The sequence below is a fragment of the Blastochloris sulfoviridis genome, assembly GCF_008630065.1.
GTDB classification, from domain to species: domain Bacteria; phylum Pseudomonadota; class Alphaproteobacteria; order Rhizobiales; family Xanthobacteraceae; genus Blastochloris; species Blastochloris sulfoviridis.
This window is the reverse complement of sequence record NZ_VWPL01000009.1, coordinates 100,213-117,188: the sequence shown is the minus strand read 5'-3', so window position 1 is coordinate 117,188 and position 16,976 is coordinate 100,213. Positions and strand designations below refer to the sequence as shown.

Here is a 16,976-nt window from a genome sequence, read left to right as displayed (position 1 = left end):
TGTGACGATTGCCGCAGCCGCGACGCTTCTGGCGGCGTGTTCGCTTCAGGAGCGGCTGGCGAGCCGGCTCGATCCGAAATACGGCGTCTCTGCCAGCCCGAAAGTCATTTCGGACGGCCAGCCCATCCCCAAGGGCGGCGGCACATACCGCACCGGCAGGCCCTACACGATCGCCGGCAAGACCTATGTGCCGCTTCAGAAGCCCGAGGGCTTCCGGCAGGAGGGGGTCGCCTCCTGGTACGGCGACGACTTCCACGGCCGCCTCACCGCCAATGGCGAGGTCTATGATATGCACTCGATCTCGGCGGCGCATCCGACGCTGCCGATCCCGAGCTTCGCGCGCGTCACCAATCTCGCCAACCGCCGCTCGATCGTCGTGCGCATCAACGACCGCGGTCCCTTCCACGACAACCGCATTGTCGATCTGTCGGTCAAGACCGCCCAGGCGCTGGATTTCCACCGCAACGGCGTGGCCAAGGTGCGCGTCGAATATGTCGGGCCGGCCTCGCTCGAAGGCAGCGACGACAAGATGCTGCTGGCGACGCTGCGCACCGACGGCCAACCGGCGCCTGCGCCGAGCCCGGTGATGGTCGCCTCCGCCAAGCCGATCTTCTCGGCCTCGTCATCGCCGCGCAGCGTCATCCGCGGCACGGTGCCCGTGCCGCCGGACCGGCCGTTCGATTTCGGCGTGGGCGAGCATCCGCTGGTCTCGGCCAGCCTGCGCGCCACCGGCCGGCCGATGGCCGCAGCCCCCATGACGGCGGCCGCATACGCCGGACCGGAACCCGCCGCCATCGGCGGCGCGGCCACGAACGGCTTCGGACTCTACTGACCGCCGCGGTCTGCCGTTTCGTTCGATTCACGAGACATTCACGTTGCTCCGGTGGCCTCCGCCTTGGTAAATGATCGCCGGAGCATGAAGGGATATGTGGCGATGGCGGCGCACATCACCCCTCGCGTGATCAGTTTCGGCTTGATCAGATTCACCTTGATCAGAACGGTTCTTCTCATCGCAGCGGTGCTGGTCGGCGTGCGCGGCGCGAGCGCGGACATCTACCAGACCAGCATTCCGCACGCGATCCTCGTCGACTACGACTCAGGGAGCGTGCTGTTCGAGAAGGCGGCCGACGTGCCGGTGCCGCCGGCCAGTCTCACCAAGATGATGACGATGGCCGTGGTCTTTCAGGCCCTCAAGGACGGCAAGATCGGCATCGACGACGAGTTCGTGATCTCCGAACACGCGTGGCGCCACGGCGGCGCCCCTTCAGGCGGCTCGGCGATGTTCGCCGAGATCAACAGCCGGGTGAAACTGTCGGACCTCATGCGCGGCGTGATCGTGCAATCGGGCAATGACGCCGCGATCGCCATCGCCGAAGGGCTGATGGGCAACGAGCCGTCCTTTGCCCAGCTGATGACGCAACGGGCAAAGGAAATCGGGTTGACCAACACGACATTCCGCAACCCGACCGGCTATCACGATCCAGACCAGAAGATGTCGGCGCGCGACGTCGCCAAGCTCGCCGCCTATATCATCAAGAACTTCCCGAAATATTACCCGATCTATGGCGAGCCCGATTTCAAGTGGAATAACATCTTCCAGCGCAACCGCAATCCCCTGCTGTCGATGGGCATCGGCGCTGACGGGCTGAAGACCGGCTACGTCAAGGAAGGCGGTTACAATCTGGCGGGCTCGGCGGTGCAGAGCGGCCAGCGCCTGATCGTGGTGGTGATGGGCGCCAAGAGCGAGAAGGAACGCGGCGAGGAAGCCCGCAAGCTGCTCGACTGGGGTTTCCGCAATTTCGAGTCGCGACTGCTGTTCGACAGGGACACGGCGATCGCCGAGGCGCGGCTGTTCGGCGGCGCGCAGAGCCGCGTGAAGCTTGCCGCGGACGGGCCGGTCCGGATCCTGGTGCCGCGCGGCACCACCGAGAAGATCACCGCGCGTGTGGTCTATCAGGGGCCGGTGCGCGCGCCGGTCACCGCGGGAACGCCGATCGGCCGGTTGCGGGTCATGCGCGGCGAAATCCTGGCGGTCGAGGTGCCGCTGCACGCCGACGAGGATGTGGGGCAGGGCGATCTCACCCAGCGCGCGCTCGATGGCGCACAGGAGCTGGTGATCGACCTCGTCAAGGCTGGCGCGGCGAAGCTGAAGGCCGGAGCGCTCAAGCCGTGACCGATACGCCCGGTCTCCGCCGCGGTCGCTTCATCACGTTCGAGGGCGGCGAGGGAGCCGGCAAGTCGACCCAGCTCGCCCGGCTCGGCGCCCGGCTGGCGGAGTCCGGCTACGGCATCCTGGCCACGCGCGAGCCCGGCGGCTCGCCCGGCGCCGAGGCGATCCGCCACGTGCTGCTGTCGGGCGCGGCCAAGCCGCTCGGTCCGGCGGCCGAGGCAATCCTGTTCGGCGCGGCGCGGGCGGACCATGTCGCCAACGCCATCGAGCCGGCGCTCGCCGCCGGCAAATGGGTGCTGTGCGACCGGTTCATCGATTCCACCCGCGTCTACCAGGGCGCGCTCGGCGAGGTCGATCCAAAGCTGGTCCGGGCGCTGGAGCGCGTCGCTGTCGCTGAGACAAAACCCGACCTCACCTTGGTGCTGGATGTGCCGACTGAACTCGGCGTGGCGCGCGTTGAAATCCGCGGTGCCGGCAGACCACCCGATCGTTTCGAAGGCGAAGACCTCGCATATCACCGCCGCGTACGCGACGCCTATCGCCAGCTTGCCGAGCGCGAGCCGAACCGCTGCATCCTCATCGACGCCAGCCGCAGGGCCGACGAGGTCGCCGCGGCGATCTGGCAGGCGGTGACCTCGCGCCTGATCGTCCCCGACATGCTCGCCCAGGCCCGCGAGGTGCTGGGGTGAAGGACGCGCCGGAAGAGGGCGACCGCGTCGCCGGCACGCCGCATCCGCGCACCAACCGGCGCCTGATCGGTCAGGAGGCCGCCGAGGCGGCGATGCTGGAGGCGTGGCGCGGCGGCCAGATGCACCATGCCTGGCTGATCGGCGGGCCGGAGGGCATCGGCAAGGCCACCTTCGCCTATCGTGTCGCGCGCTTCATGCTGGCGTCCGGCGACCCCGCCGCCGCGAGCCTCGACGTGCCGGCCGACCACCCCGTGGTCAAGCGCATCATGGCGCAGTCGAATTCCGACCTGTTCGTCCTGCGCCGCGTCATCACGCCCGAGCGCACCACGCTGCCGAGCGTCATTCCCGTCGATGAGGTGCGAAAGACGGTGGGCTTCCTCGGCTCCACCGCGGCGTCGGGCGGCTGGCGGGTGGTGATCGTGGACTCGCTCGACGAGCTGAACACCGCCGGCGCCAATGCGCTGCTGAAAAGCCTGGAGGAGCCGCCGCCGCGCGTGCTGTTCCTGCTCATCGCCCACCGGCCAGGACGGGTGCTCGCCACCATCCGCTCGCGCTGCCGCAAGCTGATGCTACATCCCCTCGGCGAGGCCGAGCTTTCGCGGGTGCTCGCCGAGGTGGTCGGGCTCGATGCGGAAACGCCGAACCTTGCCGAAGCGATTGCCGCGTCCGGCGGCTCGGTGCGGCGGGCGCTGGCGCTGCTCGATCCCGAGCAGGCAGCCGTGCAGGGTGCGACCCGCGCTGTGCTGGCCAGGCTGCCGGCGATCGACGGCACCGCGCTGCACGCTTTGGCCGACCGGCTGGCGGCTGGCGGGGAGGCGGCGTTCACCGCCTTCATCGAGGCGGTGGAGGATTATCTGGCGGCGCCGCTCGCTGCACCGCACCAGGCCGGCGCCGCCCGCCTTGCGGCCCATGCCGAGGTGTGGGACAAGCTCGCCCGCGCGGCAGCCGAAACCGACGCCTTCAATCTCGACCGCAAGCCGTTCGTGTTCTCGGTCGTTGCGTCCCTGGCCGAGGCCGCGCGCCGCTGACACGAGGGCCGAATGAAGGGCCGTTACTATATCACCACCGCCATCGCCTATCCCAATGGCGTGCCGCACATCGGCCACGCCTATGAGGCGATCGCCACCGACGCCATCGCCCGCTTCCAGCGGCTCGACGGCTACGACGTGCTGTTCCTCACCGGGACCGACGAGCACGGCATCAAGATGCTGCAGACCGCCCAGCGCGAGGGGCTGACCCCGGCCGAGCTGGTGGCGCGCAACGTGCCGCGGTTCCAGGCGATGGTCGAGCGGTTCGACATCTCCAACGACGATTTCATCCGCACCACCGAGGCGCGCCACAAGCAGGCCTGCACCGAACTGTGGCAGCGCATGGCGGCGGCCGGCGACATCTATCTGTCGAAATATTCCGGCTGGTACTCGGTGCGCGACGAGGCCTACTACGCGGAGGAGGAGACCACCGTCCGCGAGGATGGCGTGCGGATCGGCCCGCAGGGCACGCCGGTGGAATGGACCGAGGAGGAAAGCTATTTCTTCCGCCTGTCCAAGTACACCGAGCCGCTGCTGAAATATTACGACGAGCATTCTGACTTCATCCTGCCCGAGGCGCGCCGCAACGAGGTGGTGAGCTTCGTCAAGGGGGGCTTGCAGGATCTGTCGATCTCGCGCACCACCTTCGACTGGGGCATTCCGGTGCCGGGCGACCCGGACCACATCATGTATGTGTGGGTGGACGCGCTGAACAACTACGTCACCGCCACCGGCGTGCTCAATGGCGGCGGCCCGCGCGAGGCCTACTGGCCGGCCGACCTCCACGTCATCGGCAAGGACATCACCCGCTTCCACGCCGTCTATTGGCCGGCCTTCCTGATGTCGGCGGGGCTGCCGCTGCCCAAGCGCGTGTTCGGCCACGGCTTCCTGTTCAACAAGGGCGAGAAGATGTCGAAGTCGGTCGGCAACGTTGTCGACCCGTTCGCACTCGCCGACGCCTACGGCGTCGATGCCGTCCGCTATTTCTTCCTGCGCGAGGTGCCGTTCGGCCAGGACGGCTCCTACACGCCCGAGGCCATCGTCAACCGCACCAATGCCGACCTCGCCAACGATCTCGGCAATCTGGCGCAGCGCTCGCTGTCCTTCGTCGCCAAGAACTGCGAGGGCAGGGTGCCGGCGCCCGGCGCGTTCTCGGAGGCCGACGCCACGCTGCTCGCCGCGGCCGATGCGATGATCGGGGCGGCGCGCGAGGCGATGAAGACCCAGCAGATCCACGCGGTGCTCGCCACGGTGTGGGCGGTGGTGGCCGACGCCAACCGCTATTTCGCCGGCGAGGCACCCTGGGCGCTGAAGAAGACCGATCCCGAGCGCATGGCCACCGTGCTCTATGTCACCGCCGAGGTGATCCGGCAGGTGGCGATCATGGCCCAGCCGTTCGTGCCGCGCGGCGCGGCGAAGCTGCTCGACCTGGTGGGCGTTCCGGCCGACGCCCGCGGCTTCGACCAGCTCGGCCCGGCCGGCCGTTTGGTCGCGGGAACGGCATTGCCGGCGCCCGAGCCGGTGTTCCCGCGCTACGTCGACCCCGACGCCCCGGCCAAGGGCGGCTGATGCAAGATCGCCCGATGATCGTCGACAGCCACTGCCATCTCGACTTCCCCGACCTCACCGCCGAGGCCGACGCCGTGGTGGCGCGGGCGCGAGCGGCCGGGGTCGGGCGGATGGTGACGATCTCGACCCGCGTGCACCGTTTCGCCGAGGTGCTGGCGATCGCCGAACGGTTCCCCGACGTGTTCTGCTCGGTCGGCACTCACTGCCACCATGCCGCCGAGGAGGAGGACGTCACCACCGACGACCTCGTGCGGCTCGCCCAGCACCCCAAGGTGGTCGCCATCGGCGAGGCCGGGCTCGACTATCACTACGACTTCTCGCCGCGCGACGTGCAGGAGAAGAGCTTCCGCCGCCACATCGCCGCCGCCCGCATCACCGGCCTGCCGCTGGTGATCCACGCCCGCGAGGCGGACGAGGACACGGCGCGCATCCTGGAGGAGGAGATGGGGCAGGGGCCCTTCCCGGCCCTGCTGCACTGCTTCACCGGCTCGGCCGAACTGGCGCACCGGGCGGTGGCCCTCGGCCACTACGTCTCGTTCTCGGGCGTGCTGACGTTCAAGAAGACCGACGAGCTGCGCAGGATCGCCGCCGAACTGCCGGCTGAGCGCATTCTGATCGAGACCGACGCGCCGTATCTGGCGCCGGGCAGGTGGCGCGGCAAGCGCAACGAGCCGGCCTATATCGTCGAGACGGCGCGCGTGCTGGCCGAGGCGCGGGGGCTGTCGCCGGCCGCGGCGGCGGACCTGACGACGGAAAATTTCTTTCGGCTTTTCAGGAAAGTGCCCAAGGATCTTCAAGCGCCGGAGCTTCGGGTGTCCGCATGACGCTGGTGGCGACGATCCTCGGCTGCGGCTCCTCGGGCGGTGTCCCGCGCGTCGGGTCCGGCTGGGGCCGTTGCGATCCCGCCGAGCCGAAGAACCGCCGCCGCCGCTGCGCCATGCTGCTGCAGCGCCTCGGGCCGGCCGGCACCACCACCGTGCTGATCGACGCCGGACCCGATCTGCGCGAGCAGCTTCTCGATGCCGGCGTGACCCATCTCGACGGCGTGCTGATCACCCACGAGCACGCCGACCACACCCACGGCATCGATGACCTGCGGCCGCTGGTGATCCATCAGCGGCGCCGCGTCGACGTCTACATGGATGCCGAGACCTCGGCGGCGATGCGGACGCGCTTCGGCTATTGCTTCGCCACGCCGCCGGGCAGCGAATACCCGCCGATCCTGACCGAGCACCGCATCCACGCCGACGAGCCGGTGACCATCGCCGGCGCCGGCGGACCGATCACCGCGCTGCCGTTCCGGCTGGTGCACGGCGGCATCGAGGCGCTGGGCTTCCGCATCGGCGATCTGGCTTACAGCGCCGACGTGAGCACGATCCCGCCCGAAAGCGTGGGCGCGCTCGACGACCTCGGCACCTGGATCATCGACGCTCTCCGTGACGCGCCGCATCCCAGCCATTTCTCCCTGGCCGATGCGCTGGCCTGGATCGAGCGGATCCAGCCGCGCCGGGCCATCCTCACCAATCTGCACACCGATCTGGACTTCCAGGATCTGGCGCGGCGCCTGCCGGAGGGCGTCGAGCCGGCCTTCGACGGCCTGCGTATCGAGATCCGCCCGTGACGATCAGGCCGTAATGCCAAGCGCCGCAGGATCGCATCGCTGCGGCCGCGCCCGCACGCTGAACCGGACCACCGAACACGAGGACGACCGCGAAAACCGAAGCCGGCCGGCAGACGCGCCCAGCAACCCACAGCCAATCCAAGCCCCAAATCCAATCCTCAAAACCGAGCCTCAAAACCGAGCCTTCATTTCAGGCCCTCCAAACCGCTGGCACAGAACAATGTTCCATAATATTCCTTATGCGAATCGGCCAATCCGGGTCGTCATCTCACCGGGACACCGATCTGTCAGCGACCATCAGGCCCTCCACCGCGACCGCCGGACCTCCAGCCGGATCGCGCTCGCAGCCGGAGCCGTCGCATGAGCCAGCGTATTGAGCCGTCCCGCGACATCGCCCGGCTGCTGGAATTGATGGCGGCGCTACGCACGCCGGGCACCGGCTGTCCCTGGGATCTCGACCAGGATTTCGCGACCATCGCGCCCTATACGATCGAGGAAGCCTATGAGGTGGCCGATGCCATCGCCCGCGGCGATCTCGTCGACCTCAATGACGAGCTGGGCGACCTCCTGCTGCAGGTGGTGTTTCACGCTCGCATGGCCGAGGAGATCGGCCGGTTCGATTTCGGCGACGTGGTCCAGGCCATCACCGCCAAGCTGATCCGCCGCCATCCGCACGTGTTCGGCGATGCCCGCGACCTCGACCCCGAGGCCGTCAAGGCGCTGTGGGCTGCGATCAAGGCCGAGGAGAAGGCGGAGAAGGCCCGCGCGCACGCGGCGGCCGGCCAGACGGCCGAGGTGCGGGCCAGCGCGCTTGACGGCGTTCCCCTCGCCCTCCCCGCGCTCACCCGCGCCCTCAAGCTGCAGGAAAAGGCCGGCCGGGTGGGCTTCGATTGGGGCGCGGTCGCTCCGGTGATCGCCAAGATCAAGGAGGAGATCGCCGAGATGGAGGCCGAGATCGCGGCCGACGACCGCGACGCCGCGGCCGGCGAGATCGGCGACGTGCTGTTCGCCGTGGTCAATCTGGCGCGCCATCTCGGCGTCGATCCCGAGGATGCGCTGCGCCGCACCAACCACAAATTCACCCGCCGCTTCCACGCCATCGAGGCGGCGCTGGCGCGAGACGGGCGCACGCCCGAGCAGTCCGACCTGGCCGAGATGGACGCGCTGTGGAACGCCGCCAAACAGGCGGAATCGCGGGAATGAGCCAGGCTCGGCTCCCTCAGGGCTCGGCTCCCATCATGCCGGAAACGAACGGCACGGCGCCATGTCATGCGAACGTCGCACTTTATGGCGAGTAGCATCTCGGACACTCTTCGCCGCTGAAATCGACGATTTCACGAGTGGCGAACCTCGTTGCGGACGACGCGGGCCATCACGGCCGGCCGGGCGCGCTTGGGAGGATCGGGAGGAGACGCGGTCATGAATGTATCCCGGAGACAGGCTCTGTGAACCTGAAGCGACCGTCGATCATCCGCAATCGCAGCCTCGCCGCGGCCCTCGTCGCCGCGCTGCTGCTGGCCAATCTGATACCGGCAGGCGGCGAGGCCGATGACCTCGCGCTGGCGATGAACGAGCAGGTGCTGGCGGATCGCCGGATCGCGGCCGAGTATGTCCGCACCGGCAACAGCGCCCTCGCCGCTGCGGCGCTGAAGCGGCTGTCGCAGGCGCTGGCCGGCAGCACGCACGGCGACCTCGCGGCGGCGGCGCTGACCGCCACCAAATCCGGCGATGCAACCGGGGCCACCGACCTCCTCGAAGAGTTGGCCGAGGCACTGGCCGAGGACCGCCATGCCGCCGACCAGCGGGTGTTTGCCGATTGCGTTCGCGAGGCGAAGAAGGTCTACGATCCGCTCGACGCCTACCGTACCGACAAGCCGGACCTGAAGGTCTCGACCACCGCCGTGGCTATTTCGGCTGCGGCCGCCAGCGTCAGCGCGGCGCTGGAGCGCTGCGAGGCCGAAGCCGGGCCGGCGGTGGCCGGCAACGCGGATTTTAAGCAGATCATCGCCGACGCCCGCCGCGCGCTGGACCAGATCGCCGTCGCCGTCGACGCCGAGGACGCCGATCAGCTACCCGGCCTTCTGACCGATCTGCGCGCCCATGTGTTCCTGCTGCTGTTCCACTATGGCTGACGACGATGCCGGCCGGTCAGCCCGGCATCGCCGGGCCGCTGCCCGCGCCGGTGGCTGAAATGGCGCGGGCGATCTCCTCGATGTCGGCCCGGCTCAATTCGAGCGTTGCGGCATCGAACCAGCCGTCGACCTGCTCCGGGCTGCGTGCGCCGACGATCGCGCCGGTGACTCCCGGCCAGGCCAGCGTCCAGGCCACAGCAACGGTGGCGACCGTGGTGGCGCGCCGCAACGCGATGGGCTGCAGGGCCGCGGCAAGCTGGAGATTGCGGTCGAGCTTGTCGCCCGCAAAGTCCGAGGCGCGCGAGCGCCAGTCGGAGGCTGGGAGATCCCTGGCGCGCTCATGCGTGAAATGACCGGTCAGCAGGCCGGACTGCATCGGGCTGTAGACGATCACCCCGGTACCGTGGACGTCGCACCATGGCAGTTCCGTCGCCCCCACCTCGCGGTGGATGGCGGAGAATGGCGGCTGCAGGCTGTCGACATGGCCAATCCGCTCGCACACCCGAAGCTGCTCGGCGGTGTGGTTGGAAAGGCCGACCGCGCGGACCTTGCCCTCGGCCTTGAGATCGAGCAGCGTCTGCCAGTAGGCTTCGAGCGGCGTGCCGTCGCCGGCCGGCCAGTGCATCTGGTAGAGGTCGATCCGCTCGACACCGAGCCGCTTCAGCGACGCCTCGACCTCCCGCCGGATGCTCTCCGGCGCGCCGACGCGTGAGGGCATTTTCGTCCGGTCGGCCTCGTCCCAAACTAGGCCGCATTTGGTGAAGACGTAGGGCCGCTCGTCGAACGGAATTTCGGCCAGCGCCTCCCGCACGATCTCCTCGGAATGGCCGAGCCCGTAGACGGCGGCGGTGTCGATCCAGTTGAGGCCGCGGTCGACGGCGTGGCGAATGGCGGCGATCGAGGCGCGGTCGTCCTGGGTGCCCCAGCCGGCGGCCCAGTCGCCGCCGCCGATCGCCCAGGCGCCGAATCCGACACGGGTGATGGTCATGTCGGTGCGGCCCAGCCGGCGGGTCGGAAGCGTGATGATCGGCAAGTCTGATCGGGTCATGAACCTCTCCTTGCCAATTGAAATGGACCGCGCGCCGGTTATTTCAAATTTTCGATCTTGAGCGAAGCCGCTCAGCCCCCGCGACCTCAGATCATGATACCGCCGTAGACGCGCGCAACATTCGGGCCCTCTTGAAGTTTTGCAACGCTCTTGCCATTTCGGGGCCGACCAATTCGAGCGGGATCACACCTGCCAAGACGGATGCCATGACGGAACCTGCCATGACGGAACCTGCCATGACCGAACCTGAAACGAGCCCTGACACCCCCAACGAAGCGTCCAGGCACGAAGCGGCTCCCGGCGAGAGCCGCGCCTTCGCCGCCGACGTCGCGCGCCTGCTGCACATGATGGTGCATTCGGTCTATTCGGACCGCGACGTGTTTCTGCGCGAGCTGATCTCGAATGCCGCCGACGCCTGCGAGCGGCTGCGCTACGAGGCGATCGCCAATCCGGATCTGCTCGGCGACGATCCCAAGCCGCGCATCACGCTCGCCATCGACGCCGATGCCCGCCGCCTCACGCTCGAGGACAACGGCATCGGCATGAGCAGGCCCGAGCTGATCGAGGCGCTCGGCACCATCGCCCATTCCGGCACCAAGGCCTTCCTGGAACGGCTCGACGCCGCCCAGGGCGACACCGCCAATCTGATTGGCCAGTTCGGCGTCGGCTTCTATTCGGCCTTCATGGTGGCGGACAAGGTGGACGTCATCTCCCGCCGCGCCGGCAGCGATGAGGCGTGGCAGTGGTCCTCCGACGGCAAGGGCACCTACACGGTGACGCCGGTCGAGCTTGCCGAGGCCCCTGCCCGCGGCACCCGCGTGGTGCTGCACCTGATGGCGGACGCGACATCCTACACCGAGCGCTTCAAGCTCCAGCGCATCATCAAGGACCAGTCCGGCCACGTACCGGTACCGATCACGCTGATCGACAAGCCCGGCGGCGAGGCGTCCGAGGTGACGGACGGGGCGGCGCTGTGGACCAAGCCGAAGTCCGAGATCACGGCGGAGGAGTACACCGACTTCTACCGCAGCGCCGCCGGCCAGTTCGATACGCCCGCACTCACCATCCACGTTCATGCCGAGGGTCGGCAGGAATATTCGCTGCTCGCCTTCGTGCCCTCGGTAAAACCGTTCGACCTCTCCGATCCCGAGCGCAAGGGCCGGCTCAAGCTCTATGTAAAGCGCGTCTTCATCACCGACGATGCCGAGATCGTGCCGCGCTATTTGCGCTTCGTGCGCGGCCTCGTCGATTCTACCGACCTGCCGCTCAACGTCTCGCGCGAGATGATCCAGGAGAGCCCGATCCTCGCGGCGATCCGCAAGAGCGTCACCGGGCGGGTGCTGAGCGAGCTGGAGAAGCTCGCCGGCCGCGACGAGACGGCCTATGCGGACGTGTGGGCCAATTTCGGCGCGGTGCTGAAGGAGGGCCTGTGCGAGGACTTCGAGCGCCGCGAGGCGCTGCTCGGCCTTGCCCGCTTCAAGACCACCGCGTCGGGCGAGGGCTGGCGCAGCCTGAAGGACTATGCCGGCGCGCTGCGCGAGAACCAGACCGCGATCTACTACATCGCCGGTGACGACGCAGACCGCCTTGCCGCCTCCCCGCACCTCGAAGGGTTCCGCGCCCGCGGCATCGAGGTGCTGCTGCTGTCGGATTCGGTCGACTCGTTCTGGGTGACGCTCGGCCCCGATTTCGAGGGCAAGCCGTTCAAGTCGGTGACGCAGGGCGCGGCCGACCTCGCGGCAATCCCGCTGCTCGATGCCTCCGCGCCGACAGCGCCCGAGGTTCCGCCTGCGGTGGCCGATCTCCTCGCGTTCATCAAGACCACGCTTGGCGACGATGTCGCCGACGTGCGCGCCTCCGACCGCCTCACCGACTCGGCGGTGTGCCTCGTCGCGTCCGAGGCCGGGCTTGACCGCCAGTTGGAGAAGATCCTGTCCAGCGCCGGCCGGCTCGGCGCCGCCGCCAAGCCGATCCTGGAGGTCAATCCGCGCCACGACCTGATCGTGCGCCTCGCCGGGCTCGGCGAGACCGACGCCGGGTTCAGGGCGGACGTCGCGCACCTCTTGCTCGACGAGGCCCGAATCCTCGACGGCGAGCGGCCGGGCGACGCCAAGAGCTATGCGGCCCGCCTCGGTCGCGTCATCGGCCGCAGCCTCGGCGCCTCGACGAGCTGAGGACCGCTCTTCCCCGGCACCGCGCCTCCAGACAGAGGTGCGGTGCCGGCAATTTGGGGCTGACGTTCCGCCAGCGCTGGCCTAATGACAGCGACTGGCTGACCGAAAAGGACAATCCCACGGTGTCCGAGACCCTGCTGCGTACCCCCGCCGCCCAGACCGCCGCTCCGCGTTGGACCCGCGCCGAAGCTGACGCGCTGTGGCGAAAGCCGTTCAACGACCTCCTGTTCGAGGCCCACACGGTCCATCGCGCCAACTTCGACCCCAACCGCATCCAGCTCAGCCAACTCCTGTCGATCAAGACCGGCGGCTGCGCCGAGAATTGCGGCTATTGCGGCCAGTCGGCCCACCATCACACCGGGCTCGACGCCACGAAGCTCATCGATCTCGACCAGGTGCTGGCCGAGGCCGAGAAGGCCAAGGCGGCCGGCGCCACCCGCTATTGCATGGGCGCGGCGTGGCGCAACCCCAAGGACCGCGACATGGCCAAGCTGGTGGCCATGGTCGAGGGCGTGAAGGCGCTGGGGCTTCAGACCTGCATGACGCTCGGCATGCTGACCGGAGCGCAGGCCAGGACGCTCGCCGACGCCGGGCTCGACTACTACAACCACAACCTCGACACCTCCGAGCGCTTCTACCCGGAAGTCGTCACCACCCGCACGTATTCCGATCGGCTGGAGACGCTGGACCACGTCCGCGACGCTGGCCTGAAGGTGTGCTCGGGCGGCATTGTCGGCATGGGCGAGAGCGTGGCCGACCGGCTCGACATGCTGGTGACGCTGGCCAATCTGCCGACACCGCCCGACAGCGTGCCGATCAACATGCTGATCCCCATCCCCGGCACCCCGATGGCCGGCGCACCTGGGGTCCGCCCGTTCGACTTCGTGCGCACCATCGCGATGGCTCGCATCATGATGCCGACGTCCGAAGTCCGGCTGTCGGCCGGCCGCAGCGAGATGAGCGACGAATTGCAGGCGCTGTGCTTCTTTGCCGGCGCCAACTCGATCTTTGTCGGCGAGGTGCTGCTGACCGCCGACAATCCCGGCGAGGACCACGACCTCGCGCTTCTGCGCGAACTGGGGCTGAAGCCGGAAACGGTTACTCGTTCCGATTGAAGCCGGACCTCAGCTCGGCGGATTGTATTTGCCGGTGCGCAGCACGAAGGCGATGACCGCGGCCACGGCGCGATAGAGTTCTTCGGGGATCTCGGCATCGAGTTCGACGCGCGACAGCGCCTGCGCCAGCGCGGCGTTCTCCTCCAGGTGCACGCCGCTTTCGTCCGCCTTGGCGATGATCGCCTCGGCCACCGCGCCGCGCCCCTTGGCGGTGACGCGGGGAATGCTGCCGGTCTGGTATTCCAGCGCCACGGCAACCGGGATCTTCTCGGTCTCGCTCATGTCACGCGGTCGACCAGGTGGCGGGTGGGAGGCGGCGGCGCATCCGGCCGGCCGTTGCGGACCAGCAGGCGATCGAGCGTCAGCTCCTGCTCGGCCAGGGCCGCGGCAAATCCGCCCTCCCCGGCCTGCAGCATCTCGGCCGTCGCCGGCCGTTCCGCCCACAGCGAGACGGCAAGGTTCGCGCCCTTCAACGTCAGCAGCGCGTGCACCGGGCCGACCGGCTCGACATCGATCGAGAACCGGATGCTCCAGCCCTGGCTCGGCTCTGTTCCAACGGGCGCGTGACCGTCATCGGGGCGGATGTCGATCTGGGCGATGCTGGTGCGGCCCTCGGCCACCAGCGGCACCTCGAAGGTCCAGGCGGGCTGGGCCGGCGCATCGCTGCGGCCGGGCAGCATTGTCTCGGCATCGGCGCAGGCGAGCTGGGCGAGCGACAGCCGGGCCAGCGCTCCCTCCGTCTCGGCCAGCAGCGTCCGCAGCGCATCGCGCGGTGGCGCCTCCTCGGCGATGAGCGGCGCCACGGCCGGCTGGCCGCGCGGCATGGTGCCCCGGCGCGGCGGTCGCGCCACCTCGCCGGTCGCCGGCATGGATGCCGACAGGTGTGCTGCCTCCTCGCCGAGCGCAGCGACAAGGGCCGCCCGAAGGCTGATCAGCGCCGCTTTGAGATCGGCCGGCGGCGCTGATTGGCCGCCCGGCGCAGCCGCCGGGTCCGTTCCGTCCGCGGGCTGCGCCAACAGCGCCAGCAGCGCCCGCAAGGTTGTCGCCGGCTGGTTCGCCGGCCCCGAACGCAGGGCCGCCTCGTGAAACACGCCGGACCGCAGGAAGGCGGCCAGAACCTGCGCCGGATCGCCGACATCCGTGGCCTGCAGCCGCAACCCGAGCAAATTGGTGGCGGCGGCGGTCACGTCCGCCGGCAAAGCGGGTGCCCGTCCGCCCGCCGGAGCCTCGACGAGCCGAGCCAGATCGGCAAACAGCGGCGCCAGACTGGCCTGCCGCGCCATCAGGCCCGACAGGGCACGGCTGAGGGCCGGAATCGGCGCCGCCTCGGCGGCAGGCCACGCCGGGCGGGCCGCCTCGCCGTGCGGTAGGGTCGATGTCGGAGCGCGCTCGACCACCGACAATTTGAGCGCGCCGCCCTCCTCCTCGACCAGCATGCGAACGGTCTGGCCCGGCGTGAGCTGGGCGGAGGTGGCGGCTTCGATCACCCGCCCGGCGATGGCCAGACGGACCATGCCGCTGTCCATGAGCGCCAGAATCCGCGCGTCGACCACCAGCCCGGCCGCCAGTGCGGGGATCTGCCCGCGGGTGGTGGGCAGCGCCGTAATGGCGCCGACTGGCGTCACCTGCTCCACCACCGCCACGTCTCCCGCCCGATTGCCTGCAACCGCACTCTATCACGAGCAGCGACCGATTCTTCAGGCTGCTTCTTGAGGCTGCGCCGCGCCACCCCGCTCAGGGCCGGCACTTGTCGCGAACTGCTCGCAAAATCCGGTTGATGCCGCAACAATAAGTCGCCCAGCGTCAAGAGAATACGCTGCATTACCAAGCTTTCACTTGAGTTTTAAATGTCGAGGTATACGGATTATGCGAGAAATTGACATTGAGGCATCCCATGAACAAGAACCTGCTGCATCGTCTCCATCGTTGGACGACGCTCGTCTTCGCATTGCCGCTTCTCGTGATCTTGACGACGGGGTTGATTCTCTCATTCGAGCCGGCCGCCAGCCGCTCTGCCATTCAGCCGGGGTCGCTCGCCATTGCCGACGTCGAGCAGATCATCGCGAAGCATGATCCGCAGGGCCAGGCGCGCGGGCTGATGATTAGCCCGCTCGACGGCACGCTGACACTGATGTCGGGCGCCCCTGGTGGCCATGGCGCGCCTGGTGCCGGCGTGGTGGTCGACCTTGCGACCGGCGAGCGGCTGGACCCCGCGTCCCCGGGGTGGTCGAGCCTGTTCATGACGGCGCGGCGCCTGCACGAGCATTTCGTGTTCGACCTGGACTGGGTGGTGACGGCCTCGACCATCGCCATGCTGGCGCTGATCGCCATCGGCGTGCTGATGGGCCTGCCCAGGCTGCGCAACAGCCTGTCGGGCTGGCACAAGGGCATCGCCTGGTTCCTGCTGCCGCTGGTGATCCTGAGCCCGCTGACCGGCCTCCTGATGGCGTTCGGCCTCACCTTTTCCGGCCCGTCCCCGGCGAAGAGCGCCGGCACGCCCACGCTGGTCGAGGCGGTGCGGATGATCGCGGACGATCACGACCTCGCCGGCGTCACCTGGATTCGCGCGCGTGGCGGCCAGCTCATGGCCCGCATCAATGAGGGCGGCGGCCCGGTGGTCTACACGCTCACGCGGGAGACCGTGACGCCTCTGCCCGAGAACTGGCCGCGGCTGATCCACGAGGGCACATTCGGTGGTCCGACCGGCAGCATCCTCAATGCGATCACCTCGTTCGCCCTGATCGGCCTGCTCTGCACCGGTCTCCTGATCTGGGCGAAGCGCAAGTTGCGTAAGCCGCAGCGGGTCCGGGACGGAGCGACGGCGAGGGCCTGAACCAGCTCGCGCGGTGTGAAAGGGAGCCCTCGGCGGTCGCAGATGCCGCTCCGAGGGCTCCGGCGTTTCTGGTAGAATATCGGCAATCGAAGGTTGGGGCGGTCCGGAGGCCGCATCGCAAAGATGACCGAGCCCTCTGCGAAACATGCCGAAATCACGGCAAGGCTACGGATGTGGCTCGGCACCGCGCTCGATCCCGAGCGCTTCGCCGTGTCGTCGTTCGATCCCGGAGTCCCGACCGAACGATCCATTCGCCATCCCGACGTGCTCGTCGATGCTCAAGGCTCAGATCGCGCGGCTAATCTTGCTGCCGCACCGGTGCTGATCGCAGAAGTCACCGAGCCGCAGACCTACGCCACCGACTTCGGGTCGAAAGTGGTCGAGTACACCAGCCTGCCCAGCCTCGCTGCATATCTCGTCCTGTTCCGGAACGAGCCGCGGGCGTGGATCTGGCGGCGCACTGCCGAGGGCACGTTCCCCGAGGAGCCGGAGATGCTGGTCGGCCGGGAGGCGACGATCCCCCTGCCCGGCCTCGGCCTGACGCTGGCGCTGTCGGACATCTATCCCGGCGAAGAAACCGACGCCTTCCCGGCCTGA

General features: G+C 68.7%; 16 protein-coding genes. 13 read left to right on the top strand and 3 right to left on the bottom strand.

Going from position 1 to position 16,976, the window contains the following annotated elements; all coding sequences use genetic code 11:
• Nucleotide 1: 1 nt before the first annotated feature.
• From F1193_RS07250 to F1193_RS07210, 9 genes are all read left to right on the top strand, one after another.
• Nucleotides 2-832 (top strand): septal ring lytic transglycosylase RlpA family protein, encoded by an 831-nt coding sequence (locus F1193_RS07250; protein ID WP_425457214.1) that lies wholly within the window; start codon nt 2-4, stop codon nt 830-832.
• A 156-nt stretch (nt 833-988) separates the two neighbouring features.
• Entirely contained in the window at nt 989-2,173 is a 1,185-nt protein-coding gene (locus tag F1193_RS07245; RefSeq protein WP_170263437.1) for a D-alanyl-D-alanine carboxypeptidase family protein, read from the top strand.
• Entirely contained in the window at nt 2,170-2,859 is a 690-nt protein-coding gene (tmk, locus tag F1193_RS07240) for a dTMP kinase (RefSeq protein WP_150097008.1), read from the top strand. Before F1193_RS07245 ends, tmk begins: the two co-directional genes overlap by 4 nt.
• Nucleotides 2,856-3,887 (top strand): DNA polymerase III subunit delta', encoded by a 1,032-nt coding sequence (locus F1193_RS07235; protein ID WP_150097007.1) that lies wholly within the window; start codon nt 2,856-2,858, stop codon nt 3,885-3,887. The genes tmk and F1193_RS07235 overlap by 4 nt, the downstream gene beginning before the upstream one ends.
• Before the next feature lie 12 nt (nt 3,888-3,899).
• A complete protein-coding gene (gene metG / locus F1193_RS07230; protein ID WP_150097006.1) occupies nt 3,900-5,456 on the top strand; it encodes a methionine--tRNA ligase in 1,557 nt (518 codons plus the stop codon).
• A gap of 14 nt (nt 5,457-5,470) precedes the next feature.
• Nucleotides 5,471-6,280: a TatD family hydrolase gene (locus F1193_RS07225; protein WP_150097036.1), complete on the top strand. Its 810-nt coding sequence runs from the start codon at nt 5,471-5,473 to the stop codon at nt 6,278-6,280.
• Nucleotides 6,277-7,077, top strand: a complete 801-nt coding sequence (locus F1193_RS07220; RefSeq protein ID WP_150097005.1) for an MBL fold metallo-hydrolase — start codon at nt 6,277-6,279, stop codon at nt 7,075-7,077. Before F1193_RS07225 ends, F1193_RS07220 begins: the two co-directional genes overlap by 4 nt.
• Before the next feature lie 372 nt (nt 7,078-7,449).
• Nucleotides 7,450-8,280 (top strand): nucleoside triphosphate pyrophosphohydrolase, encoded by an 831-nt coding sequence (gene mazG, locus F1193_RS07215; RefSeq protein WP_150097035.1) that lies wholly within the window; start codon nt 7,450-7,452, stop codon nt 8,278-8,280.
• A 242-nt stretch (nt 8,281-8,522) separates the two neighbouring features.
• Nucleotides 8,523-9,209 (top strand): hypothetical protein, encoded by a 687-nt coding sequence (locus F1193_RS07210; protein WP_150097004.1) that lies wholly within the window; start codon nt 8,523-8,525, stop codon nt 9,207-9,209.
• Nucleotides 9,210-9,225: 16 nt separating this feature from the next.
• On the opposite strand, the gene F1193_RS07205 is transcribed toward F1193_RS07210, so the two are convergent.
• On the bottom strand, nt 9,226-10,257 hold the full coding sequence (locus F1193_RS07205) for an aldo/keto reductase (RefSeq protein WP_210247318.1): 1,032 nt from the start codon (nt 10,255-10,257) through the stop codon (nt 9,226-9,228).
• Nucleotides 10,258-10,493: 236 nt separating this feature from the next.
• On the opposite strand from F1193_RS07205, the gene htpG reads away from it, so the two are divergent.
• Together htpG and bioB are read left to right on the top strand one after the other, a co-directional pair.
• A complete protein-coding gene (htpG, locus tag F1193_RS07200; protein ID WP_150097003.1) occupies nt 10,494-12,431 on the top strand; it encodes a molecular chaperone HtpG in 1,938 nt (645 codons plus the stop codon).
• Nucleotides 12,432-12,553: 122 nt separating this feature from the next.
• The gene (gene bioB / locus F1193_RS07195; protein WP_150097033.1) at nt 12,554-13,546 is read left to right on the top strand and encodes a biotin synthase BioB; all 993 of its coding nucleotides are present in this window, start codon (nt 12,554-12,556) and stop codon (nt 13,544-13,546) included.
• A 9-nt stretch (nt 13,547-13,555) separates the two neighbouring features.
• On the opposite strand, the gene F1193_RS07190 is transcribed toward bioB, so the two are convergent.
• Nucleotides 13,556-13,828 carry an EscU/YscU/HrcU family type III secretion system export apparatus switch protein gene (locus tag F1193_RS07190; RefSeq protein WP_150097002.1) on the bottom strand — a complete coding sequence of 91 codons (273 nt, stop codon included), beginning with the start codon at nt 13,826-13,828 and terminating at the stop codon, nt 13,556-13,558.
• On the bottom strand, nt 13,825-15,189 hold the full coding sequence (fliK, locus tag F1193_RS07185; RefSeq protein WP_150097001.1) for a flagellar hook-length control protein FliK: 1,365 nt from the start codon (nt 15,187-15,189) through the stop codon (nt 13,825-13,827). Before fliK ends, F1193_RS07190 begins: the two co-directional genes overlap by 4 nt.
• A gap of 251 nt (nt 15,190-15,440) precedes the next feature.
• Between fliK and F1193_RS07180 the strand changes: the two genes are divergently transcribed.
• Both F1193_RS07180 and F1193_RS07175 read left to right on the top strand, forming a co-directional pair.
• Nucleotides 15,441-16,379, top strand: coding sequence for a PepSY-associated TM helix domain-containing protein (locus F1193_RS07180; RefSeq protein ID WP_150097000.1), 939 nt, complete (start codon nt 15,441-15,443; stop codon nt 16,377-16,379).
• Nucleotides 16,380-16,472: 93 nt separating this feature from the next.
• A complete protein-coding gene (locus tag F1193_RS07175; protein ID WP_281287229.1) occupies nt 16,473-16,976 on the top strand; it encodes a Uma2 family endonuclease in 504 nt (167 codons plus the stop codon).